General features: G+C 62.0%; 23 protein-coding genes. 9 read left to right on the top strand and 14 right to left on the bottom strand.

All coding sequences use genetic code 11. The features are described from left to right. Positions 1-13 precede the first annotated feature (13 nt). The 4 genes from AB5Y72_RS07715 to dinB all read right to left on the bottom strand — a co-directional run bounded on the left by AB5Y72_RS07715 (position 14) and on the right by dinB (position 5,123). Positions 14-661, bottom strand: a complete 648-nt coding sequence (locus tag AB5Y72_RS07715) for an alpha/beta fold hydrolase (protein WP_202211516.1) — start codon at positions 659-661, stop codon at positions 14-16. Continuing rightward, a complete protein-coding gene (locus AB5Y72_RS07710; RefSeq protein ID WP_202211517.1) occupies positions 654-1,574 on the bottom strand; it encodes a transcriptional regulator GcvA in 921 nt (306 codons plus the stop codon). Before AB5Y72_RS07710 ends, AB5Y72_RS07715 begins: the two co-directional genes overlap by 8 nt. A gap of 294 nt (positions 1,575-1,868) precedes the next feature. Continuing rightward, positions 1,869-4,004, bottom strand: a complete 2,136-nt coding sequence (locus AB5Y72_RS07705; protein WP_202211518.1) for a methyl-accepting chemotaxis protein — start codon at positions 4,002-4,004, stop codon at positions 1,869-1,871. 66 nt (positions 4,005-4,070) lie between these two features. Then, positions 4,071-5,123, bottom strand: coding sequence for a DNA polymerase IV (dinB, locus tag AB5Y72_RS07700; protein WP_325781897.1), 1,053 nt, complete (start codon positions 5,121-5,123; stop codon positions 4,071-4,073). Positions 5,124-5,247: 124 nt separating this feature from the next. On the opposite strand from dinB, the gene AB5Y72_RS07695 reads away from it, so the two are divergent. Then, complete coding sequence (locus tag AB5Y72_RS07695) at positions 5,248-5,454, top strand: hypothetical protein (protein WP_042074775.1); 207 nt, start codon at positions 5,248-5,250, stop codon at positions 5,452-5,454. Between the two features lie 79 nt (positions 5,455-5,533). Here AB5Y72_RS07695 and nqrM read toward each other — a convergent pair whose 3' ends face one another. The 9 genes from nqrM to AB5Y72_RS07650 all read right to left on the bottom strand — a co-directional run bounded on the left by nqrM (position 5,534) and on the right by AB5Y72_RS07650 (position 13,358). Beyond that, positions 5,534-5,758 carry a (Na+)-NQR maturation NqrM gene (gene nqrM / locus AB5Y72_RS07690; RefSeq protein ID WP_042074776.1) on the bottom strand — a complete coding sequence of 75 codons (225 nt, stop codon included), beginning with the start codon at positions 5,756-5,758 and terminating at the stop codon, positions 5,534-5,536. Between the two features lie 11 nt (positions 5,759-5,769). Beyond that, complete coding sequence (locus AB5Y72_RS07685; protein WP_202211520.1) at positions 5,770-6,807, bottom strand: FAD:protein FMN transferase; 1,038 nt, start codon at positions 6,805-6,807, stop codon at positions 5,770-5,772. 3 nt (positions 6,808-6,810) lie between these two features. Next, a complete protein-coding gene (gene nqrF / locus AB5Y72_RS07680; protein WP_042074778.1) occupies positions 6,811-8,034 on the bottom strand; it encodes an NADH:ubiquinone reductase (Na(+)-transporting) subunit F in 1,224 nt (407 codons plus the stop codon). A gap of 17 nt (positions 8,035-8,051) precedes the next feature. Continuing rightward, positions 8,052-8,648, bottom strand: coding sequence for an NADH:ubiquinone reductase (Na(+)-transporting) subunit E (gene nqrE, locus AB5Y72_RS07675; RefSeq protein ID WP_005303538.1), 597 nt, complete (start codon positions 8,646-8,648; stop codon positions 8,052-8,054). 3 nt (positions 8,649-8,651) lie between these two features. Continuing rightward, positions 8,652-9,284: an NADH:ubiquinone reductase (Na(+)-transporting) subunit D gene (locus tag AB5Y72_RS07670; protein ID WP_005303545.1), complete on the bottom strand. Its 633-nt coding sequence runs from the start codon at positions 9,282-9,284 to the stop codon at positions 8,652-8,654. Beyond that, positions 9,277-10,065, bottom strand: coding sequence for a Na(+)-translocating NADH-quinone reductase subunit C (locus AB5Y72_RS07665; protein ID WP_042074780.1), 789 nt, complete (start codon positions 10,063-10,065; stop codon positions 9,277-9,279). Before AB5Y72_RS07665 ends, AB5Y72_RS07670 begins: the two co-directional genes overlap by 8 nt. Beyond that, a complete protein-coding gene (locus AB5Y72_RS07660; protein ID WP_042074781.1) occupies positions 10,055-11,284 on the bottom strand; it encodes an NADH:ubiquinone reductase (Na(+)-transporting) subunit B in 1,230 nt (409 codons plus the stop codon). The genes AB5Y72_RS07665 and AB5Y72_RS07660 overlap by 11 nt, the downstream gene beginning before the upstream one ends. A 3-nt stretch (positions 11,285-11,287) precedes the next feature. Beyond that, entirely contained in the window at positions 11,288-12,631 is a 1,344-nt protein-coding gene (locus AB5Y72_RS07655; protein ID WP_202211521.1) for a Na(+)-translocating NADH-quinone reductase subunit A, read from the bottom strand. A gap of 418 nt (positions 12,632-13,049) precedes the next feature. Further along, complete coding sequence (locus tag AB5Y72_RS07650; RefSeq protein ID WP_202211932.1) at positions 13,050-13,358, bottom strand: BolA family transcriptional regulator; 309 nt, start codon at positions 13,356-13,358, stop codon at positions 13,050-13,052. Positions 13,359-13,582: 224 nt separating this feature from the next. On the opposite strand from AB5Y72_RS07650, the gene AB5Y72_RS07645 reads away from it, so the two are divergent. From AB5Y72_RS07645 to AB5Y72_RS07620, 6 genes are all read left to right on the top strand, one after another. Further along, complete coding sequence (locus tag AB5Y72_RS07645) at positions 13,583-14,716, top strand: methyltransferase (RefSeq protein WP_318161878.1); 1,134 nt, start codon at positions 13,583-13,585, stop codon at positions 14,714-14,716. 24 nt (positions 14,717-14,740) lie between these two features. Beyond that, positions 14,741-15,313 (top strand): YajG family lipoprotein, encoded by a 573-nt coding sequence (locus AB5Y72_RS07640; RefSeq protein WP_042074785.1) that lies wholly within the window; start codon positions 14,741-14,743, stop codon positions 15,311-15,313. 14 nt (positions 15,314-15,327) lie between these two features. Further along, a complete protein-coding gene (locus AB5Y72_RS07635; RefSeq protein WP_209793929.1) occupies positions 15,328-15,879 on the top strand; it encodes a peptidylprolyl isomerase in 552 nt (183 codons plus the stop codon). Positions 15,880-15,993: 114 nt separating this feature from the next. Next, positions 15,994-16,323, top strand: a complete 330-nt coding sequence (locus tag AB5Y72_RS07630; protein ID WP_325781896.1) for a hypothetical protein — start codon at positions 15,994-15,996, stop codon at positions 16,321-16,323. A 186-nt stretch (positions 16,324-16,509) separates the two neighbouring features. Then, positions 16,510-17,811, top strand: a complete 1,302-nt coding sequence (locus AB5Y72_RS07625) for an MFS transporter (RefSeq protein WP_325781990.1) — start codon at positions 16,510-16,512, stop codon at positions 17,809-17,811. A 156-nt stretch (positions 17,812-17,967) separates the two neighbouring features. Continuing rightward, positions 17,968-18,774 (top strand): outer membrane protein OmpK, encoded by an 807-nt coding sequence (locus AB5Y72_RS07620; RefSeq protein WP_042074788.1) that lies wholly within the window; start codon positions 17,968-17,970, stop codon positions 18,772-18,774. Positions 18,775-18,889: 115 nt separating this feature from the next. Here the strand turns inward: AB5Y72_RS07620 and AB5Y72_RS07615 are convergent, their stop codons facing one another. Beyond that, positions 18,890-19,372, bottom strand: coding sequence for a YajQ family cyclic di-GMP-binding protein (locus tag AB5Y72_RS07615; RefSeq protein ID WP_005303589.1), 483 nt, complete (start codon positions 19,370-19,372; stop codon positions 18,890-18,892). A gap of 370 nt (positions 19,373-19,742) precedes the next feature. Between AB5Y72_RS07615 and AB5Y72_RS07610 the strand changes: the two genes are divergently transcribed. Both AB5Y72_RS07610 and AB5Y72_RS07605 read left to right on the top strand, forming a co-directional pair. Beyond that, positions 19,743-20,690, top strand: a complete 948-nt coding sequence (locus tag AB5Y72_RS07610) for a 2-dehydropantoate 2-reductase (RefSeq protein ID WP_325781895.1) — start codon at positions 19,743-19,745, stop codon at positions 20,688-20,690. A 32-nt stretch (positions 20,691-20,722) separates the two neighbouring features. Further along, the gene (locus AB5Y72_RS07605) at positions 20,723-21,298 is read left to right on the top strand and encodes a DJ-1 family glyoxalase III (RefSeq protein WP_202211526.1); all 576 of its coding nucleotides are present in this window, start codon (positions 20,723-20,725) and stop codon (positions 21,296-21,298) included. Positions 21,299-21,605: the final 307 nt, after the last annotated feature.

Genomic DNA, 21,605 nt, shown 5'->3' with positions numbered 1-21,605 from the left:
GCATTCGCGCCCCTCAGGCGTGCGCCAGCCTGTCGGCGACAAAGGCCCGGATCCGCTCCGCCGCCTCCCGCAGGTTGTCCTGCTCGCCAAGACCGCTCGCCTTTCTCGGCTTGAAACCATGATCCCCGTCGGTCAGCCAGTGGACCGATACGACGGGTGAGAAGGGGAAGTCGGCCAGCTCGGCGCGGCTGCCGAAGGTATCGCGCTCCCCCTGCATCAGCAGGGTGGGCGTGGTGATCTGCTTGAGCACCTCGCCTCGCCAGCGGTCGGGCCTGGCCGGGGGGTGGAAAGGATACCCGAGAACGATCAATCCTGCAGCATCCATCTCGTCCCCACCGTCCTGATAGAGTTCTGCCGCCATGCGCCCGCCCATGGACTTGCCCGCCAGAAACAGCCGGGGATGGGCAAAATCCTTCACCACCTGGCGCCAGTGTGCGAGCAGCACGGGTTGTCTGTCCGGCGGTCTGCGTTTGCCATCGAGTACGCGCTTGCTCATATAGGGGAAGTTGAAGCGCACCACTTCGATGTCCGGCCCGGCCAGCAGAGCCGAGAGCCGGGCGAGGAAGTCGTGCTCCATGCCCGCACCCGCGCCGTGGGCCAGCAGAATGCGAACGGGGGCGTCGTGCGCCCCCTCCCGGATCACGTCAAGCGCCTCAGCCATCGGCGAGCCGGGCCCGGCGACGGGCCTCCTCCTGCTCCACCAGCTCCAGCATCCAGTCGCGGAAGGCCACTATCTTACCCTGATCGGACTGCTGCTCCTGGCACACCAGGTAGAAGGCATTCTTGCTCACCAGCACCTGCTCGAACGGGCAGATGAGGCGCCCCGCCTCGATCTCCGGCTGGGCCAGCACGCTGTGACCCAGCGCCACCCCCTGACCGTGGATCGCCGCCTGGATCACCATGGTGGAGTGGCTGAAGATGGGCCCCTGGTTGACGTTCGGCGCGTCGATGTCGAGCTGGCGGAACCAGGCCTTCCAGTCGCGTCGGGAGGTGTCGTGCAGCAGGGTGTGCCGGATCAGATCCTCCGGGGTGCGCAGGGGCTTGGGGCCGCTCAGCAAGAGCGGCGAACAGACCGGGATCAGGTACTCGGTGTGCAGCTTGTCAGAGCGCAACCCAGGCCAGTTGCCGCGACCGTAGTAGATGGCCACGTCCACGTCGTCGGTGAGCGAGCCCTCGTCCATGTCCACCGCCTTGATCCGCACGTCGATGTCCGGGTGGCGCTCGCTGAACTTCACCAGCCTGGGCACCAGCCACTGGATGGCGAAACTCGGCTGCAGGGAGACGGTGAGCGCCCCCTTGGCGCTGCGGGCCAGCAGCTTGTCGGTGGCCTCGGAGATGGAGGCGAAGATATCCTTGATGTCGAGGAAGTAGCTCTGCCCCTCCTCGGTCAACAGCAGGGAGCGGTTCTTGCGGCGAAACAGCTTGATGCCGAGGTACTCCTCCAGCGCCTTTATCTGGTGGCTGATGGCGGCCTGGGTCACGAACAGCTCTTCTGCTGCGCGGGTAAAGCTCAAGTGACGAGCCGCGGCTTCAAACGCCTTCAGTGCATTGAGCGGAGGTAAACGACGAGACATGGGATCGGCCGACGATGAATTTTTCTAATGGGGCGCATTATAAATTGTCGGTTGCGGGTCGACCAGTGAATAAACATAATTCGCCCTGCAATTCGTTGTCATATGGCTCACACCTTCTCTTCCATGTTGGTTTACATGTGGTTTTTGTGGGTGGGCTGACAAAGATTGTGGTGTTGTGTTTCTTCCTCTGCGGGAAGAAGGGGCTAAATCAGGTCGATTTAACCCAGTCTGTCATCTGAATGTGTTTGGCGCCTCCCCTGGATGGCGCCTTTTTTCTTATCCCTGCACGCGTCACTACACCCGGAACTGCCCCACCAGTTGCTGCTGCTTGTCCGCCAGTTGCGACAGCTCCCGTCCGTTGTCGGCGGAGTTGGCGGCCTCGGCCCGGATGCTGTGGCTCACGTCGCGGATGTTGCTGACGTTGCGGTTGATCTCGTCCGCCACCCCGCTCTGCTCCTGCGCCGCCCTCGCGATCTGCTCGTTCATCTGGTGGATGGTGCCGACCGACTGGATGATCTGCTCCAGCACGCTGACCGACAGCTCCACCTTGCCGAGGGTCACGTCCGCCTGGCTGTGGCCGGTCAGGATCGCCTTCACCACCGCCTCGGTGCCAGACTGCAGCTCGGTGATCAGCGTCTGGATCTCGACGATGGCGTTCTGGGTGCGGCCCGCCAGATTGCGCACCTCGTCCGCCACCACGGCGAACCCGCGCCCCTGCTCGCCGGCCCGCGCCGCCTCGATGGCGGCGTTGAGCGCCAGCAAGTTGGTCTGTTCGGCTATTCCCTGGATCACCACCAGGATGTCGTTGATGTTGTCGCTGTTGGCGGCTAGGTGCTCCACCACCGGCTTGGCGTCGCTGATCACCGTCATCAGCCTGGACATGGCCTCCTGTGTCTGTGCCACCACGGACTTGCCCTCCTGGGCCGCCATGTCCGCCTGATTGGCCGCACTCACCGCCGAATTCGCGTTACCGGCCACCTGCAGGGCGGTGGCGCTCAGCTCCTCGAACGCCGTCGCCACCAGGTCCACCTCCTGATACTGGGCCTGCATGCCGGCACTGGTCCGGGCAGCTCCCTGGGCCGCCAGGGCCGCGCTGGCCCGGGTACCCGAGACGGTGTCGATCACCTGGCTGATGGTGGATTGCAGCTTGTCCAGGAAGTTGTTGAACCACTTGGCCAGCTCGCCTATCTCGTCGTCCCGCTGCAGCACGATACGCTGGGTCAGATCCCCCTCGCCGCTGGCGATGTCCTTGAGACGAGCCACCACGGTCCGGATGGGCGCGACGATGCGCTGCGCCATCAGCCAGATGCAGAACAGGGCGATCACCGAGATCCCTCCACCGATCAGCAGCTGGGCGGCCACGCTGTGCTGGGCCTGCTCCTCAAGCTGCCCCTGCAGTTGCAGGGCGGAGGCGAGCACCACGGCGCGGGGCAGCTCGATGTAGATGCCCCACTTGCGATCCGTGCCGCGCATGCTGACCGGCACGAAGGTCTGCAACAGGGCGCCGTCCGGGCTCCAACGGGTGGCCACGTCCCCCTTGGCGAGCCAGCCGTCGAGATCCTGCGCCAACGGCGATTGCGCCAGGCGGTTGCCAGGGGCGACCTGGAATCCCTCCACACCGGCGACCCGGCCCTCGTGGCTGAGCAGCAGCACCTTGCCCTGCCCCCCGTAGAGGGTCTTGTCCATCTCCTCCACCAGGCTCTGCAGGGTGGCCAGGGAGATGTCGACCCCGACCATGCCGAGCAGATTGCCCTCCTCCAGCAGGGGAGCCGTCACCGAGGTCATCAGCACCGGCTTGCCCCCCACCTCGTCCACATAGGGTTCGAGCAGGCAGAGGGCCTTGCTGCGAATGCTGCAGCTGTACCAGTCGTTCTCCAGGCCGCCGTGCTCGGACGGTTTGTCATTGGCCAGCATGGCCTCGTCCATCACCTCCAGGGTCACCTTGCCATCGACCCTGGCCCAGTAGCTGGAGAAACGTCCCTTGTCGTTGGCCCCGAGCGCGGTCGAGCCCTGATAGTTGGCGTCTTCGCCGTCGAGCTGGTTCGGCTCGAACACCCCGTAGACCCCGATCAGGTTGGCAGAAGATTCCGCCGCATCCTGCAACTGCTGGTTGACCGCATTGCGCAGCGCCTCGGAGTGGACGAAGTTGTCGGCCGCATTCTTGCGCTGGAACAATATGCCTTCGGCCAGCAGGGTGGCCCTGAAATAGGCTTCGTCGAGGTAGCTGGTGACCCGGGCCGCCTGGGTGGCCCCCATGGCCTGCATCCAGTTTTCTGCCGCGTGCTGCCCCTCCAGCGTGGTGGAGGTGAGCACCTGCTCCTGCATGCGGGCCGCGTTGAAGAGGGAAGAGGCGACCAGGGCGGCGGCACTGGCCAACAGGCAACAACCGGCGATCAGGGTGATCCGTCCCTGAACAGAAAGAACACTCATGTATGATTTCCTGACTTCTACAGAGGTAGACACTGTATCGGATTTGGAAACAAAAACTTAACTAAATCAACTCAGATCCAGGCTCAGTTGGTTGATTTCATCGCTGCCGGGCAGACCGACCACCAGGCCGAGCAGGCGAATGGGCTTTCCTTGAGCCCGTTGCAGGCCCTCGTGCAGCAGATCGTGGAAGCGGGTCGCCTGATAGCTGCCCTTGCGATAGACGGTGGTCTGGTGAAAGTCGGCGAATTTCAGCTTGATCCCCTGCCCCATCAGCGCCTCGGCGGGGCAGGACTTGGCGAAACGCAGCTCCAGCTCGGGAATGAGCCGGCTGAGTACTTCCCAGCAGGCCGCCTCGTCCAGCACGTCGCTGGCCAGGGTCGTCTCCACGCCGACCGTCTTGCGCACCCGCTGGGGCTGCACCGGCTGCTCGTCGTGACCCCAGATCCGCCCGGCCAGCATCTCCCCGAGCTTGCCGAAACGGGCGATCAGCTCCTCGTTGCCGAGCTGGCGCGCATCCTCGCAGGAGTAGAGGCCTTGCGACTCCAGCCGCTCCGCCGTCTTGCGCCCGACCCCGGGCAGCTTGGCCAAAGGCAGCTGGCGCACGAACTCGTCCACCTCCCGGGGGTGGATGACGAACAGGCCGTCCGGCTTGCGCTGCTCGGAGGCGAGCTTGGCCAGGAACTTGTTCGGCGCCACCCCGGCGGAGGCGGTCAACCCCAGCTCGGCCAGGATGGCGGCACGGATCTCCATCGCCATCAGGGTGGCGCTGCCGCCGCAGTGGGGGCTGTCGGTGACGTCGAGGTAGGCCTCATCCAGCGACAGGGGCTCCACCCGCTCGGTGTAGCGCAGGAAGATGGCGCGCAACTGGCGGGAGGTCTCCTTGTAGACGGCCATCCGCCCGGGGATGAGCACCAGCGGCGGGCAGAGCTTCCTGGCCAGGGCGCTCGGCATGGCGGATCGCACCCCGAAGCGGCGCGCCACATAGTTGCAGGTGGAGATGACGCCGCGCCTGTCCGCCGAGCCGCCGATGGCGAGCGGCACCTCCCGCAGGGCCGGGTTGTCCCGCATCTCCACCGCCGCGAAGAAGCAGTCCATGTCGATGTGAATGATCTTGCGCATATTACTGTACAAATAAACAGTTAACTGAGCCCATGCTACCCCAGCCCTGTCATTTCTGCCAGTCACGCAGGGCCGCCAGGGAGATAGACTCCCGAGGCAAGATGGGAACTAGGGGAGAAGAGAGATGAGAGCAATCTGGCTTGGGCTCTGCCTGCTGCCACTGCTGGGCACGGCAAAGGATTACCCGACCGCCGAGTGCAGCTGGCTGTTCGAGCGCATCGAGATACTGGAGAAGGCCATCAAACAGGGGGACAAACTGGGCACCAGGGAGGAGCTGGCAAAGCGAAAGAAAGAGTTCAAGCTCAAGGCGTGCAGCCAATACGACTACTGAGTCCATACCACATAAAAAAGCGAGCCGACCCGGGTCGGCTTGCTTGCATGCCAGGTGCCTGCCGGTGCAGGCAACAGCGTCAGAGGATGCGGTTTTCCTCCAGCATCTTGCGACGGGCCTCTTCCTTGGCCATCTTCTTCTTGCGGTTGTCGCAGGGCTCGGGGCAGTCGCACTCCTTCTCGATGCCTATGGTACCAAGGCCGCCACAGGAGCCGGAGATGCTCTTCTTCTGGAAGATGTAGCCGATGGCCATGGCCACCACCACCGCCAGAAACACCCCGAAGGTGATCAGAAAAATCTGCATGTCATTACCCCTTACTTCTTGACCAGATAGGGTTTGAAGGCCTCCGAGTAGGTCTCCTCGAAGCCGTCGTCCGTCTTGGTGATCACGAAGATCGCCAGGCCCCGCTCCTTGGCATAGGCCAAGCTCTTCTCCGGGCCCATGACGGTCAGCGCCGTGGCCAACCCGTCCGCCGTCATGCAGGAGGGGTGGATCACGGTCACCGACACCATGCGATGCTGGATAGGCTTGCCCGTCAGCGGATCTATGGTGTGGGAGAAGCGCTTGCCGTCCATCTCGTAGTAGTTGCGATAGTCCCCCGAGGTGGCCACGCCATTGTCGCCCGGCACTATCACCTCCTGCACCGAGCCGGCGTTGAGGGTCGGCTTCTCGATGGCCACCCGCCAGGGATGCCCCTTGCCGTTGACCCCGTTGATGCGCAGCTCGCCGCCGATCTCCACCAGGTAGTTGCGCGCCCCCAAGGATTCCAGATATTCGGCCACCTTGTCCACCCCGAAGCCCTTGGCGATGGCGGAGAGGTCCACGTAGAGATCCGGGATGTCCTTCTGCAGGGTGTCCGCGTCTACCGAGGTGATCACGTGCAGATTGCCGAGCCCGGTCTTCTGACGGGTCTGGCTAATCAGCTCGTCGGACGGCACCTTGGTCGGCTTGGCATCCGGGCCAAAGCCCCACAGATTGACCAGGGGGCCCACGGTCACGTCCAGCGCGCCGCGGCTCTCGCGGCCGATGTGTATGGCCTCGGTCACCACCCGTGCGGTGTCGCGAGAGACCACCACCGGGGTATTGTCCCTGTGCTGGTTGAAGCGCGACAACTCGGAATCGGGTCTGTAGGTGGACATCTGATCGTTGACCCGCTCCAGCAGGACGTCGACCTCCGCCTGCAACTTGGCCCCATCCTTGACGGCGTCATCCGCCACCTTGATGGAGTAGTAGGTCCCCATGGTGCTGCCGGTGATGTGGATCTCCGGCTTGGATTGGACCGTTTCCTGACCGCACCCCGTCAAGAAAAAGGCTAGCCCGAAGGCTAGCCAGGTCTTTACAACGCTGTGCATGGATCAACCACCGAAGTCATCCAGCAGGATGTTTTCGTCTTCAACGCCGAGATTTTTCAGCATGTTGATGACGGCCGCGTTCATCACGGGAGGCCCGCACATGTAGAACTCGCAATCTTCCGGCGCCTCGTGGTTCTTGAGGTAGTTCTCATAGAGCACGTTGTGGATGAAGCCGGTATAGCCGTCCCAGTTGTCTTCCGGTTGCGGATCCGACAGGGCGACGTGCCACTGGAAGTTGTCGTTCTCGGCGGCCAGCATGTCGAAGTCCTCGACATAGAACATCTCGCGCTTGGAACGGGCACCGTACCAGAAGCTCATCTTGCGCTTGGTCTTCAGACGGCGCAGCTGGTCGAAGATGTGGGAGCGCATCGGCGCCATGCCCGCACCACCGCCGATGAACACCATCTCGGCGTCGGTGTCCTTGGCGAAGAACTCGCCGAACGGACCGGAGATGGTCACCTTGTCCCCCGCCTTCAGGCTGAAGATGTAGGAGGACATCTGGCCGGGAGGAGCGGTCCAGTTGCTGGGCGGCGGGGTCGCGATCCGCACGTTCAGCATGATGATGCCGAACTCTTCCGGATAGTTCGCCATGGAGTAGGCACGGATGATCGGCTCGTTGACCTTCGACTCCAGCTCGAAGATCTTGAAGCGATCCCAGTCGCCGCGATACTCCTCGGGAATGTCGAAGTTCTTGTACTGCACGTGGTGTGCAGGGGCTTCGATCTGGATATAACCACCGGCGCGGAACGGCACGCTCTCGCCATCGGGGATCTGCAGCTTGAGCTCCTTGATGAAGGTGGCCTTGTTGTCATTGGAGATGACGGTACAGTCCCACTTCTTCACGCCGAAGATCTCTTCCGGCAGCTCGATGTCCATGTCGGAGCGCACTGTGACCTGGCAGGCCAGACGCTCGCCGTGACGGGCTTCGCCCTTGCTGATGTGATCCAGCTCGGTCGGCAGGATATCGCCGCCGCCGGATTTCACCCGCACCTTGCACTGACCACAGGAACCGCCGCCGCCGCAGGCGGAGGAGACGAAGATACCGCTGCCGGCCAGCACGCCGAGCAGCTTGCCACCCGCCGGGCTGGTCACAGCCTTGGCCGGGTCGCCGTTGATGCTGATTGTCACGTCACCGGCGGTCACCAGCTTGGACTTGGCGAACAGAATGACTGCCACCAAGGCCAGCAGGATCACGGTGAACATGACCACACCCAAAATAATTTCCATCTATATTTCCTTTCCGATTACAGGGAAATACCAGAGAAGGACATGAAGCCCAGCGCCATCAGACCCGCGGTGATGAAGGTGATGCCGAGGCCGCGCAGGCCTTCCGGAACATCGGAATACTTCATCTTCTCGCGGATCCCCGCCATCGCGACGATGGCCAGCATCCAGCCTGCACCCGATCCCACGCCATAGACCACGGACTCCACGAAGTTGTAGTCACGCTGCACCATGAAGGAGACGCCGCCGAAGATGGCGCAGTTCACGGTGATGAGCGGCAGGAAGATACCGAGGGCGTTGTAGAGGGCCGGGAAATACTTGTCCAGCGCCATCTCCAGGATCTGCACCAGGGCCGCGATCACCCCGATGAAGGTGATGAAGCTCAGGAAGCTGAGATCCAGACCGGACACCAGGGCGCCGTCTTTGAGCACGTAGTTGTAGATCAGGTTGTTGGCCGGGACGGCCACGGTCTGAACCACGATAACGGCAATCCCCAGGCCCATGGCGGTCTTGACCTTCTTGGACACCGCCAGGAAGGTACACATCCCCAGGAAGAAGGAGAGCGCCAGGTTCTCGATGAAGATCGAGCGAATCAACAGACTGATATAGTGTTCCATACCTTAATCCTTCGCCTCCACCTGCTTGGGATCCTTGGTGCGCACGCCCCAGATGATCAGACCAATGATGAAGAACGCACTCGGCGGCAGCAGCAGCAGGCCGTTGGGCACATACCAGCCACCATTGTTCACCAGCGGCAGCAGCTCGATGCCGAACCAGGTGCCGGAGCCCAGGATTTCACGCACGGTGGCCACGGTCAGCAGCACGGCGCCATAACCCAGACCGTTGCCGATGCCGTCCAGGAAGGAGGGCAGCGGGGCACTCTTCATGGCGTAGGCTTCGGCACGACCCATCACGATACAGTTGGTGATGATGAGGCCAACGAACACCGACAGTTGCTTGGAGATGTCGTAGGCATACGCCTTGAGCACCTGGTCAACCACGATAACCAGGGACGCGATCACCGCCATCTGGGCGATGATCCGCACGCTGTTCGGGATCTGGTTGCGGATCAGGGAGATGAACAGGTTCGAGAAGGCGGTGACCGCGGTCACGGCCAGCGTCATCACGAACGCCGTCTTCATCTGGCTGGTAACGGCCAGCGCGGAACAGACCCCCAACACCTGCAGTGCGATGGGGTTGTTGCCGAGCACAGGCGTCAACAGCAACTTTTTCATTTCGCTCTTGTCAGCCATTGTTGATTTCTCCTGCACGTACCTTGGCCAGGAAGGGACCGAAGGCCTTGGGGCCCATCCAGAAGTCGAAGGTGTGCTGTACACCATTGCCGGTCAGGGTTGCACCAGACAGGCCGTCGATTTCATGCTCGGAGCCAGCCGGAGCATGGCCCTTGATCACCCGCAGCGCCGGCTGGCCATCCTGATCGAACAGCTTCTTGCCGACGAACAGCTCGCGCCAGGCCGGGTTCTCGATCTCGCCGCCCAGACCCGGGGTCTCGCCGTGGTCATAGTAGGTGATGCCCTTGATGGTCTGGCCGTCGGCCGCGACCGCCACGAAGGCATACATGGTGGACCACAGACCCTGGCCGTAGATCGGCAGAATGATGTTGTCGACCTTGCCTTCGGCGTCTTTCGCGAAGAACACGGGGACCAGCTTGGAGATTTGACGCAGGCCGGCCTTGTCGTCGGCCGGGGCCAGACGAATGCTCTTGGCCGGGTCTTTCGCCGCCAGCTTGGTGTCGAAGTTGTCGGCATCGCCGTCGACGAACTCGCCGGTGGCCAGATCGACCAGACGCGCCTCAATCTTGTCGCCATACAGCTTGGCAAGGTCGCGCTTGGCCACGGCGCTGATGTCGACGCCGGCGACGGACAGGATGTTGCTTTGCTTGTCCAGCGCCTTGTTTTCCAGCTGGGCCGGACGCAGACCCACGGCGGCCACGGAGACCACGATGGAGCAGACCAGACACAGACCAGTCACTACGGCGAGAGTGCCGGTAGTAGAGTCTTTATTAAACGCCACGTGCGATCCTCCGCTTGATGTTCGCCTGCGCCACGAAATGGTCAAACAGGGGGGCAAACAGGTTGGCAAACAGAATGGCCAGCATCATGCCTTCCGGGAACGCGGGGTTCACGACCCGGATCAGCACCACCATCACCCCGATCAGGGCGCCGTACCACCACTTGCCCTTGTTGGTGAAGGCAGCGGAGACGGGGTCGGTCGCCATGAAGGCCATGCCGAACGCGAAGCCACCCAGCACCAGGTGCCAGTGCCACGGCATGTTGAACATGGGGTTGGTATCGGAGCCGATGACGTTGAACAGCAGGGAGGTCGCTACCATGCCCACCATGACGCCGGCGATGATGCGCCAGGAGGCGATACGCATGTAGACGATCATGGCCGCGCCGATGAGGATCATCAGGGTGGAGACTTCACCGATGGAACCCGGCAGGTTGCCGAGGAAGGCGTCCATCCAGCTGATGGCCTCGCCGGTGGCACCGTTGATCAGCGCCATCTGGCCACCCTGTGCCCACTGGCTCAGCGCGGTGGCGCCGGAGAAGCCGTCGACGGCGACCCAGACCGCATCACCAGAGATCTGACCCGGGTAGGCGAAGAACAGGAAGGCACGACCCGCCAGCGCCGGGTTCAGGAAGTTCTTGCCGGTACCACCGAACACTTCCTTGGCCAGCACCACACCGAAGGTGATACCCAGGGCAGCTTGCCACAGGGGCAGCTCGGGCGGCACGATCAGCGCGAACAGGATGGAGGTCACGAAGAAGCCTTCGTTGATCTCGTGCTTGCGCACCATGGCGAACAGCACTTCCCAGAAGCCACCGACCAGGAACACGGTCAGGTAGATGGGCAGGAAGTGGGCAGCACCGATCAGCATCTTGCTGCCGATGCCGGCCACGGCCGGATCCAGCGAGGCACCAAACAGGGTAGCCAGGGCGTATTGCCAGGAATCGGCACCGGCTGCCGTGCCCAGGTGGGCGATGGCGGCGATGGCCTGGTTGCCGACGTTGTACATGCCCCAGAACATGGCCGGGAACACGGCCAGCCACACCATGATCATCATGCGCTTCAGATCGATGGCGTCACGGACGTGGGCGGCATTGCGGGTCACGGAACCCGGGGTATAAAACAGGGTGTACGCCGCTTCGAACAGGGCATAGTACTTGGCGTACTTGCCACCCGGCTCGAAGTGATGTTCCATATTTTCAAGAAGTTGCTTGAAACTCATCGCTTAACCTTCCAGTTCTATCTTGGTCAGGCACTCACGCAAGACCGGGCCGTACTCTGTCTTGCCGGGGCAGACGAAGGTACAGAGCGCCAGATCTTCCTCATCCAGCTCCAGGCAGCCGAGCGCCTGCGCGCTGTCGGTGTCGCCGGAGATCAGATCCCGCAGCAGCAGGGTCGGCAGGATGTCGAGCGGCATCACGCGCTCATAGTTGCCGATAGGCACCATGGAGCGATCACTACCGTTGGTGGTGGTAGTGAAGTTGATGAGTTTGCCCTTCATCAGATGAGAGAGGGTGGTACGGGTGATGGAGAACTTGCTGGCACTGGGTTTGACCCAGCCCAGGAACTCTTTCTCGCGACCTTCGCCCAGCACGCTCACCTGGTTGTGGAAGCGACCCAGGTAGTCATGGACCCCTTCGGCCTTGGCACCGCTCAGCAGGGAACCGGAGATGACGCGGTTTTCATCGGCGCGCAGCTCGTTGTTGGTGAGCTGGCTGAGGCAGGCACCGAGGCGGGTGCGCAGCAGGCGCGGCTTGATCACGTTCGGGCCGGCCAGGGAGATCACCTTGTTGGTGAAGATCTGGCCGGAGGTGAACAGTTTGCCGTAGGCGATCACGTCCTGGTAGTTGATGTGCCACTGCACCTTGTTGGCACCGACCGGATCCAGGAAGTGGATGTGGGTGCCCGGCAGACCGGCGGGGTGCGGGCCGACGAACACGGCTTCCTTGACCTGGGCCAGGGAGGAGTGCGGCAGGCTGCCTTCGCCCTTGCAGACGTGGACTGTGCCGTCGGTCAGGCGGGTCAGCACGGCCAGACCGTCGAGGAAGGCCTGGGCCTGTTCCTTGATGATCAGCTCCGCACTGGCGGCCAGCGGATTGGTGTCCATGGCGGTGACGAAGATGGCGCGCGGGGCTGAACCCAGGGCCGGCACCTTGCTGAACGGACGGGTACGCAACGCGGTCCATTGGCCCGATGCGACCAGGATCTCCTGCACCTTGCTGCGCTCGAGCTTGGGCAGCTCGGCGGAGGCAAAGTGCTCGAAGGTCACCTGCTCGTCAGAGCCATCGATGTCGATGACAACGGATTGCAGAACACGCTTGGCACCACGGTTGATCTCAGAAACCACACCGGTGGCAGGGGCCGTGAATTTAACGCCGGGATTCTTCTTATCTTCGAAGAGCTCCTGACCTTTAATGACGCGATCACCTACTTTGACAAACATAGTAGGACGCATCCCCACGAACTCTTCGCCGAGTGTAGCAACACGGGTGATGGCCGGGCCATCGTAGATTACTTGCTCCGGAGCACCCAGCACGGGGATGTCCAGTCCTCTTTTAATTGTAATCATACTCACTTGCACTACCGTTAAGGGAAGACAGGTTGGTTAGCGCCGAGAAATACATCACGACGAGTTGTTGAATGAGCCCGTCCATATCGCGACAAACTGTCGAGAAAACAAACAAATCAGCAACATACAGGATCATTCAAAAGCGCCTGAGTTTACCACCTTAGGCAAGTTTGCCGCCACGCCAAATGGGGAAAATCCCCGCCCTATCACAAAATTAACCTTCAATGAATATTTTCCCTCCGCCCCTGCAACCCGTGGTTTTAAAGGATTTTTCGCAAAGCTAACCCTATAGGGGTATTTTTTTGGGGTGTGCGGAGAAGGATTAGAAAAAATAATCCTCCTCTTGCCCGCCTGGGGCGATCCGCTCGTGATGATTCTGTTAATTGGTCGAGGATTGAGTAATCAAAAGGTCAATGATTCACGCAAAGGGGGATTTGCTGACACAGCCCGGCGTCTTGGGGGCCTGCTCCCGGGCCAGCCACTCGGCTTGTGTATAGGTATGCAACGCCAGCGCATGGATGACGCCCGCCAGCTCCTCGGCCAGCACGGCATTGACCTGGCGATGGCGCCCCAGCAGGCGCTGCCCCTCGAACGCCTGGCTCACCACCACCACCTTGAAATGGCTTTCAGACCCAGGTGATACCCTGTGCATATAGCTCTCGTTGATCACCTCCAGGTGGCTGGGGGAGAGGGCGGCGGCCAGCTTGGCCTCTATCTGCTGTTGCATGCTCACGGTGAAGACTCCTCGTCGAATGTCCGGCCATTAATGTCCCGCCATTGTAGCCAGGGTTGCCTGCCGGATGCATCAGGCGTGAGGGATTTGGCCATCCCCCGGTCGCACCGGGCTGGTGAATTTCTCCGTCGCCGCTAGAATAGCGCCACGTTCACCGCTGCCGGGCAATACGGGGCAGACGGTCGCCATTCATCAACCACAATGTTGGACTCCTGCCTATGCAAACCCTGCTCGACACGGCCCACTGCCGCCTGACCCTGTACCGTTACCCGCGGCAGAACCAGGATCCCCTGCAGGCCTGGGATGCGGCGGACGAGTATCTGATCAATGAGCTTGCCGAATCGCAGCAAGCACCTGATGGTCCCGTCATCATCATGAACGACGGCTTCGGCGCCCTGGCGGCCTTCCTGCACGCCCACGCCCCCGTCTGCGTGACCGATTCCCATGTCAGCGAGCGGGCGACCCTGGCCAACCTGGCGGAAAATGGCCTGGATCCCGATGCCATCCGCCTGCAGGATGCCCTGGCACCACTGCCCGATGCCCCGGCTCTGGTGGTGATCAAGGTTTCCAAGTACCAGGCGCTGCTGGAGCAGCAACTCCTGGCGCTGCGCCAGGTGGTCACGCCGGCGACCCGCATCCTGGCCGCCGGCAAGGCCAAGGACATTCACACCTCCACCCTCAAGCTGTTCGAGAAGTATCTGGGCGAGACCCGCACCTCGCTCGCCTGGAAGAAGGCACGGCTCATCCACTGCACGCCGGCCGCCGAGCGCCCGCCCCTGCCCAACCCCTTCCCGACCGTCTGGCCGCTGGAGGGCAGCGGCATGCTGATCCACAACCATGCCAACGTGTTTTCCCGCACCAGTCTGGATATCGGTGCCCGCTTCATGCTGGACAACCTGCCCACCCACAGTGCCCGCAGGGTGATCGATCTGGGCTGTGGCAACGGCGTGCTCGGGCTTTCGCTATTGGCCAAGGACAGCGAGGTAGAGGTGACCTTCATCGACGAGTCCTATATGGCGGTCGCCTCGGCGCGGCTGAACGTCGAGCACAACCTGCCGGATGCCCTGCCCCGCGCCCACTTCCTGGTCAACAACTGTCTCGACGGCGTGCCGGCCGGCTCGGCGGATCGCATCCTCTGCAACCCGCCGTTCCATCAGTTGCAGGCGATCACCGATCACATCGCCTGGCAGATGTTCACCGATGCGCACCGGGTGTTGCCTCAGGGGGGGGAACTCTGGATAGTAGGCAACCGTCACCTGGACTATCACAACAAACTCAAGCGCCTGTTTGGCAACGCACAAGTCGTTGCGTCGAACAGCAAATTCGTTATTTTGAAAGCCATCAAACGCTGAAGCTAAAGCCAAAGGAAACCCATGATGAAAAAGTCACTCTTGCTGCTGGCCGCCCTGGTGCTGGGTGGTTGTGCCACCCACTGGCCGGAGAGCGCCCTGCTCAACCCGCAAATCATCCCCTCCAACCAGCAGTACTACTCAGGCAACCGCATCACCATGGAAGGGGTGGACAAGCGCGAGGCCGCCTACGTCTTCTCCATCAAGAAGAAAGAGAAGGCCCCCGTGCTGGTCAACAGCAGCCAGCCCCTCAACAGCCTGCTGGCGGAAAAACTGGCGGAAGGGCTGCGCAGCCAGGGGCTGGAAGTGGGCAACAGCGGCACCACCAACCTGACCCTGGCCATCTCCACCGCCGCCGTCACCGTGGAAGAGAAGACCTTCACCTATGTCACCAAGTCCCGCGTCAGCCTGCAGGTGATCGCCGACTTCCAGGGCAGCAAGCTGACCAAGCAGTTCAACATGTCCTCCAGCAAGGAAGGCCCGGGTGAGCCGAGCATGGCGGATCTGGAGTCCACCCTGAACCAGCAACTGGGCAGCGTGCTGCAGCAGATCATGGCCGACGAGGCGCTGCGCGGCTATCTCAAGGGTCAGCCGAGCTGAGCGAGGACATATAGATGAAGAAACTCTGGTTACTGATCACCCTGATCGCCCCCCTGGCCTTTGCCGGCCAAAAGGTCCAGATGGAGACCAATCATGGCACCATAGTGGTCGAGCTGGCTCCCAAGCAGGCGCCGCAGACGGTGAAGAACTTCCTGCGCTACGTGGCGGACGGCAGCTATGACGGCAGCCTCTTCCACCGGGTGATCCAGAACTTCGTGGTACAGGGCGGGGGCTACAATCAGCAGTTCCAGCCGTTGCCGACCTTCGATCCCGTGGTCAACGAGTCCAGGGGCGGCCTGCCCAACAAGCGCGGCAGCATCGCCATGGCCCGCACCCAGGCAGTCGACAGCGCCACTCGCCAGTTCTACTTCAACCTGGTGGACAACGACAACCTCAACGCCAATGCCGGTGCCGGTTACACCGTGTTCGGCCAGGTGGTGCAGGGCATGGAGGTGCTGGACAAGCTGGCCCAGGTCCAGACGGGCTACAGCTCCATCCTGCGCGCCAACGACGTGCCCACCAGCCCCATCATCCTGAAAAAAGTGGTGCTGCTGGCGGACAAATAACGCGCGCCGGATCACACTCCGCCGCCCCCATGAACGGGTCACCGGTCTCCTTTTCTATACTCAGCCCTTGCCCGAGGTTTGCGGGAGATGCAGCGACTGAGCCAGGAGGAACCGGTGACCTGTCACGATTACATAGCCCAACACGCCGACCCGCTGGCCCAGGCGGTCCGTCATTTCCTGGCACGGGAAATCCCCTATCACCAGCTGGAAGACTTGAGCTGGCAGCTCCTCTCCCTCTGGCAGGCCCTCCCCGTCATCCCCCTGGACAAGGCCCCCGCCAGCGAACAGGAGGGCGTATTCTGGCACCTGCTGCACAGCCTGCACCTGTGGGATGAACAGCAACTCATCAGCGAGACCTGGCTGCGCCTGCAGCTGATGGCCTGCGCCAATTTTCTCGCCGCCGAGGGTCCCTGCCCGGGCCACTGCATCGGCTCGCGCCCCTGAATCCTGCCCGTCCCGTTCGGCTTGCCTTGGCTAGGCCGCGCGAACCTGACAAAATGACCCCCTTTTCCCAGAGGAGTCAGGCAGTTGAACAATCTCAGCCCGCCCAGCCATACCCCGGGCCGTGCCACCAGCTGGCGAGATGCCCTCGCCGTCTATCTGGAAGCGCGGGTGCTCATCCTGTTTGCCATGGGATTCTCCTCCGGCCTGCCGCTGCTGCTGGTCTTTGGCACCCTGTCGTTCTGGTTGCGCGAGGCGGATGTCAGCCTGACCGACATCGGCTACATGAGCTGGGTGGCGCTGGCATACGGATTCAAGTGGATATGGTCACCCCTGGTGGATCGACTGCCCCTGCCCCTACTTTCACGGCTGCTGGGGCGGCGGCGCAGCTGGATGCTGCTCTCCCAGGTGCTGATCGCGCTCTCCCTGGTCGGCATGGCCTATTGCGATCCCAAGACCCAGCTCGCCCAGCTCGCCCTGTTCGCCCTGCTGGTGGCCTTCGCCTCCGCCACCCAGGACATCGTCATCGACGCCTATCGTATAGAGTCTGCACCGGAGCGGCTGCAGGCGGCCATGGCGGCCTCCTACATGACGGGTTACCGGCTCGCCATGATCATGGCCGGTGCCGGGGCCCTGGCGCTGGCCGCCTGGCTCGGCAGCAACAGCGGCTATGACTATCGCGGCTGGCAGCTTACCTATCTGCTGATGGGGGGCCTGATGTCCCTCGGCGTCATCACCACCCTAGTCAGTCACGAGCCGGATATCGATCTCAAGGGTCAGGACGAGCAGCAGATGGCACGCAAGGCGTTGCTGCTGGAGCGGGGATGGTCGTCCACGCTGGCCGGGCTGGGAGCCTGGACCTACGAGGCCATCTGGTGTCCCTTCGCCGACTTCTTCCGCCGCTACGGCTCCTCGGCCCTGCTGATCCTCGGGCTTATCGCCTGCTATCGCATCTCGGACGTGGTGATGGGGGTGATGTCCAACAGCTTCTACGTGGACCTGCAATTCAGCAAGACGGAAGTGGCCACCATCACCAAGGTGTACGGCGTCATCATGACGCTGGTGGGGGCGGCGCTCGGTGGGGTGCTGGTGATGCGCTTCGGCACCCTGCGCATCCTGTTCCTCGGCGCCGTGCTGACCGCCAGCACCAACCTGCTGTTCGCCCTGCTCAACGAGGTGGGCCACAACCTGGAGCTGCTGACCCTCATCATCTCGCTGGACAACCTCAGCGCCGGCATCGCGACGGCTGCGTTTGTGACCTATCTGTCGAGCCTGACCAACGTGGCCTTCTCGGCCACCCAGTACGCGCTGTTCAGCTCCATCATGCTGCTGCTGCCCAAGCTGCTTGCGGGTTTCTCCGGTCGGGTGGTCGAGCTGATCGGCTACAGCCACTTCTTCATCGGCACCAGCCTGCTCGGCATTCCGGTGATGATACTGATCATTATGGTTGCCAAACGAGGCAGTGCTTTGTCACCAGAAACGAACAAATAGCAAGCGTTTGCGGATTTTTGGGGGTGATTAGATTCACAAATCCTGACAAAGTTCCCTGGCTCTTGTTTATCCGTTGAATTTATTTGGCTAGAATCCCTTCCGCTCCTTGTGGGCAGGCTACGGAAAACCTCAACTAACGCACAAGAGACCAATAAAATGGCCAAATTTACCAAGACTCTGATCGCTGCCGGTCTGCTGGCTGCCTCCGCCACTCCGGCCCTGGCTGCCGATTACAGCGGCGACATCCACAAGAACGACTACAAGTGGTTCCAGTTCAACGTGATGCACACCATCGACCAGCTGCCCTACGCTGAGTCCGAAGGTGGCTACAACGATACCTACTTCGAAATGGAGTTTGGTGGCCGTTCCGGTATCTTCGATCTGTACGGTTACGTCGACGTGTTCGACATCTTCCAGAACCGTCACGACGACAAGCACAACCAGGACAACCTGTTCATCAAGTTCGCACCGCGTATCTCCATCGATGCCATGACCGGCAAAGATCTCTCCTTCGGCCCGGTGCAGGAAGTCTACATCGCCAACCTGATCAACGTGGGTGGTCCGGATGGTCTGTTTGAAGCCATGACCGGTCTGGGTGCAGACGTACAAGTGCCCTGGTTCGGTAAAGTCGGCATGAACCTGTATGCCCGTCACGTCAACGAAGGCGGTGGCGAGCAGGGCTGGAACGGCTATCAGTTCTCCATGAACTGGTTCAAGCCTTTCTACACCTTCTCCAACGGCAGCTTCGTAGCCTATCAGGGTTACCTGGATCACCTGTTTGATGCCAAGGACACTTCCACCGACGGTACCGCCATGTTCAACGGCCTGTACTGGCACTCCGACCGCTACGCCGTCGGTTACGGCCTGAAGTACTTCAACGACATCTACGGCATCCAGAACGGTTCCTACGGTTTGAAGACCACTGGTTTTGGCCACTACTTCTCCGTGACCTACAAGTTCTAATCGAACGGGTTACGCAGAAACAAAAAACCGGAGCAGCCGCTCCGGTTTTTTTATGGCGCCTTCGCCGACCTCTTTGCCGTGACAATGGGGAGGACCGAGCCCTCCCCGTCCACCATTAGTCGCGGAAGTTCTGGAACTGCATCGGCTGACCCAGCTCGGCACCACGCACCAGGGCCATGGTCTCCTGCAGATCGTCGCGCTTCTTGCCGGTGACCCGCACCTCGTCGCCCTGGATCGCGGCCTGCACCTTGATCTTGGAGTCCTTGATCAGCTTCACCAGCTTCTTGGCGACTTCCTTGTCGATCCCCTGCTTGAATTTCACGGTCAGGTGGAAACGCTTGCCGGAGTGAACGCTGTCACCCACGTCCATGGAACTGTTCTCGATGTTGCGCTTGAGCAGGGCGCCGCGCAGGATCTCGACCATCTGCTTGAGCTGGAAGTCGGCGTCGGCCTCCAGCTTCACCTCTTCCTTGTTCAATTCGAAGCTGGCTTCCACGCCACGAAAATCGAAACGGGTCGCCAGTTCACGATTGGCGTTATCGACGGCGTTCAACACCTCGTTCATTTTGACTTCAGAGACAATATCGAATGACGGCATAGCCGGGCTCCTCATGCTGTGCTTCAGGTTGTGCTTATCGGTGGGCAAATCTACCAGAAAACGGGCAAATTTGCTGATTTCGATGGGACTGCTCTGCTAGAATCCCCTGCGCACAGGAATGGTGAGACCCGTTAGAACCCGTTCAGGATCTGTCGCGAGAGATCGGGAAACTCGGTGAAGAGCGCCGCAGGAACCGGAGTGTATATGAATGCATGAGCTTCCGGTTTCACATAAGCGGGCCGCGCATGAGCCTTGAACACAACCTCTCAGCAAGATCATGAACCGGTTCTTGGTGTCCACCAGCGACATCTTCCCTTATCCCGGTAGGCGGTTGACCGGATTGCAGCCCTTACCCTGATCGAGCCTCTCCATGCCAAGCGGATTACGCGACAACAACCTGAAAACCCGCCGTCACCCCGTCTCTCCCGAGTGGACCTTGCTGGGCTGCGGCGCCCTGGGTGGCGTCTTCGCCTCCCTGTTGACCCTAAGCGGCCAACCGACGCGCATCCTGCTGCGCGAGCGGCACCGTGCCACCCTGCACCCCGGCATCGACTTCACCTCCCTCGACGGCCATACCCAGCTCCTTGCCATCGAGCGCGCCTTCATCGACAAGCCAGGCCCCATCAGACGCCTGCTGGTGATGACCAAGGCGGGGCAGGTCATTTCGGCCCTCACCCCCCTGGTCGGGCAACTGGCGGCAGGGGTTCCCATCGTACTGCTGCACAACGGCATGGGGATCGCCGAACGGGTGGCGGCCCTTTTCCCCCACAATCCTGTCATCGCCGGCGTCACCAGCCACGGCGCCCTGCAGAGCGGCCACTTCGTGTTCCGCCACACCGGCAAGGGGGAGACCTGGCTCGGCCCCGTCAATGAGGCGGCCCGCTCCTGTGCCCATCTGGCGGACGAGCTCGCTCGCGCCCTCGGCCAGGCCGGCTGGGATGAGCAGATCCTGACCCGCCAGTGGCAGAAACTCGCCGTCAACTGCGCCATCAATCCCCTCACCGCCCTGTATCGACTCAAGAATGGCGAGCTGGCAGGCCCGCGCTTTGCCGACGTCTTGCAGCAGATCTGCGTGGAAGTGGCGGACGTGATGCAGGCCGAAGGCCAGCCGACCGGCAGCGATGAGCTGCTGCGCCGGGTCATGACGGTGGTGGAGCTCACCGCCGACAATTACTCTTCCATGTATCAGGACATGGAGCAGGGCCGAGAGACCGAGATCGAGGCCATCACCGGCTTCCTGCTCGGCAAGGCCGCGGCGCACGGCATCGCGGTACCGGTCAACCAGGGCCTCTATCAGGCCGTCAAAGAGAAACGCTGAGCCCGGGAGTGCGGGCGGCGGAGGAGTGCAGGATGAGCGTACTGGTATTGGTGGCCCCCGGGTCGGAAGAGATAGAGACGGTCGCCATCGTCGACACCCTGGTGCGCGGGGGAATGGAGGTGGTGCTGGCCTCCTGCTGTCCGGCGGGGCAGCGCCAGATCCGCGCCTCTCGCGGCGTGCAGCTGGTGGCGGATTGCCACCTCGACGAGCTGACCAGCCGTGACTTCGAAGCCATGGTCGTGCCCGGCGGGCTGCCCGGCAGCGAAGTGATCCGCGACACCCCCCTCGCCATCGACCTGCTGAGAGAACAGGCCCAGCTCGGCCGCTGGCGTGCGGCCATCTGCGCCGCCCCCGCCGTGGTGCTGCACCATCACGGCTTGCTGGGGGATGCCAGCGTCACCTGCCATCCCGGCTTTCAGGCCCGCCTGCCTGCGGCGCAGCTGAGCGCGGCACGGGTGGTACGGGACGACGACCATCACCTGATCACCAGTCAGGGCCCGGGCACCGCCATCGAGTTCGCCCTCGAACTGGTGCGGGTGCTGCGCGGCGATGAAACCGCCCGTGCGGTAGCCGGGCCCATGGTGCTAGCTCCTTCGGTGCAGTCATAACGGTTTACCCGGCATCTCCTGTGACGACAGAGCCCCTTGCCTAACGGCAAGGGGCTCTGCTATTGACGACTTGCAAAGTAGCGGTCCCCTAACGGCACGCCAACCAGACTTTGATGCACAGACCTACCACCAGAGATCGGCAATAGTGTCCTCATACCGAGCAGACTGGGGCATAGCTGTCGAAAAGCCCCGTACAGATCACCTCGACCTTGTCTCTTCGTAGCTGCACTCCCAGCCCCCCTGATAAAGATCGATGCCAGCAACGCCTCGATAAGGCAACGGACCCAGGACCAGCCAGGTTCGTCAT

Origin of the sequence: Aeromonas sp. R7-4, from assembly GCF_040908055.1 — a bacterium.
Taxonomy (GTDB): domain Bacteria; phylum Pseudomonadota; class Gammaproteobacteria; order Enterobacterales; family Aeromonadaceae; genus Aeromonas; species Aeromonas sanarellii.
The sequence above is the reverse complement of the archived record's forward strand: the minus strand, read 5'-3'. Positions and strand labels throughout refer to the sequence as shown.

Coding starts and splice junctions, on each gene's coding strand:
- AB5Y72_RS07625 (WP_325781990.1), top strand. CDS start 16,510: ATGGGATTCTCCTCCGGCCTGCCGCTGCTGCTGGTCTTTGGCACCCTG.
- AB5Y72_RS07650 (WP_202211932.1), bottom strand. CDS start 13,358: ATGCAACAGCAGATAGAGGCCAAGCTGGCCGCCGCCCTCTCCCCCAGC.
- AB5Y72_RS07640 (WP_042074785.1), top strand. CDS start 14,741: ATGAAAAAGTCACTCTTGCTGCTGGCCGCCCTGGTGCTGGGTGGTTGT.
- AB5Y72_RS07670 (WP_005303545.1), bottom strand. CDS start 9,284: ATGGCTGACAAGAGCGAAATGAAAAAGTTGCTGTTGACGCCTGTGCTC.
- AB5Y72_RS07635 (WP_209793929.1), top strand. CDS start 15,328: ATGAAGAAACTCTGGTTACTGATCACCCTGATCGCCCCCCTGGCCTTT.
- AB5Y72_RS07715 (WP_202211516.1), bottom strand. CDS start 661: ATGGCTGAGGCGCTTGACGTGATCCGGGAGGGGGCGCACGACGCCCCC.
- AB5Y72_RS07695 (WP_042074775.1), top strand. CDS start 5,248: ATGAGAGCAATCTGGCTTGGGCTCTGCCTGCTGCCACTGCTGGGCACG.
- AB5Y72_RS07710 (WP_202211517.1), bottom strand. CDS start 1,574: ATGTCTCGTCGTTTACCTCCGCTCAATGCACTGAAGGCGTTTGAAGCC.
- AB5Y72_RS07685 (WP_202211520.1), bottom strand. CDS start 6,807: ATGCACAGCGTTGTAAAGACCTGGCTAGCCTTCGGGCTAGCCTTTTTC.
- AB5Y72_RS07705 (WP_202211518.1), bottom strand. CDS start 4,004: ATGAGTGTTCTTTCTGTTCAGGGACGGATCACCCTGATCGCCGGTTGT.
- AB5Y72_RS07605 (WP_202211526.1), top strand. CDS start 20,723: ATGAGCGTACTGGTATTGGTGGCCCCCGGGTCGGAAGAGATAGAGACG.
- nqrE (WP_005303538.1), bottom strand. CDS start 8,648: ATGGAACACTATATCAGTCTGTTGATTCGCTCGATCTTCATCGAGAAC.
- AB5Y72_RS07660 (WP_042074781.1), bottom strand. CDS start 11,284: ATGAGTTTCAAGCAACTTCTTGAAAATATGGAACATCACTTCGAGCCG.
- AB5Y72_RS07610 (WP_325781895.1), top strand. CDS start 19,743: ATGCCAAGCGGATTACGCGACAACAACCTGAAAACCCGCCGTCACCCC.
- AB5Y72_RS07645 (WP_318161878.1), top strand. CDS start 13,583: ATGCAAACCCTGCTCGACACGGCCCACTGCCGCCTGACCCTGTACCGT.
- AB5Y72_RS07655 (WP_202211521.1), bottom strand. CDS start 12,631: ATGATTACAATTAAAAGAGGACTGGACATCCCCGTGCTGGGTGCTCCG.
- AB5Y72_RS07615 (WP_005303589.1), bottom strand. CDS start 19,372: ATGCCGTCATTCGATATTGTCTCTGAAGTCAAAATGAACGAGGTGTTG.
- AB5Y72_RS07620 (WP_042074788.1), top strand. CDS start 17,968: ATGGCCAAATTTACCAAGACTCTGATCGCTGCCGGTCTGCTGGCTGCC.
- dinB (WP_325781897.1), bottom strand. CDS start 5,123: ATGCGCAAGATCATTCACATCGACATGGACTGCTTCTTCGCGGCGGTG.
- nqrF (WP_042074778.1), bottom strand. CDS start 8,034: ATGGAAATTATTTTGGGTGTGGTCATGTTCACCGTGATCCTGCTGGCC.
- nqrM (WP_042074776.1), bottom strand. CDS start 5,758: ATGCAGATTTTTCTGATCACCTTCGGGGTGTTTCTGGCGGTGGTGGTG.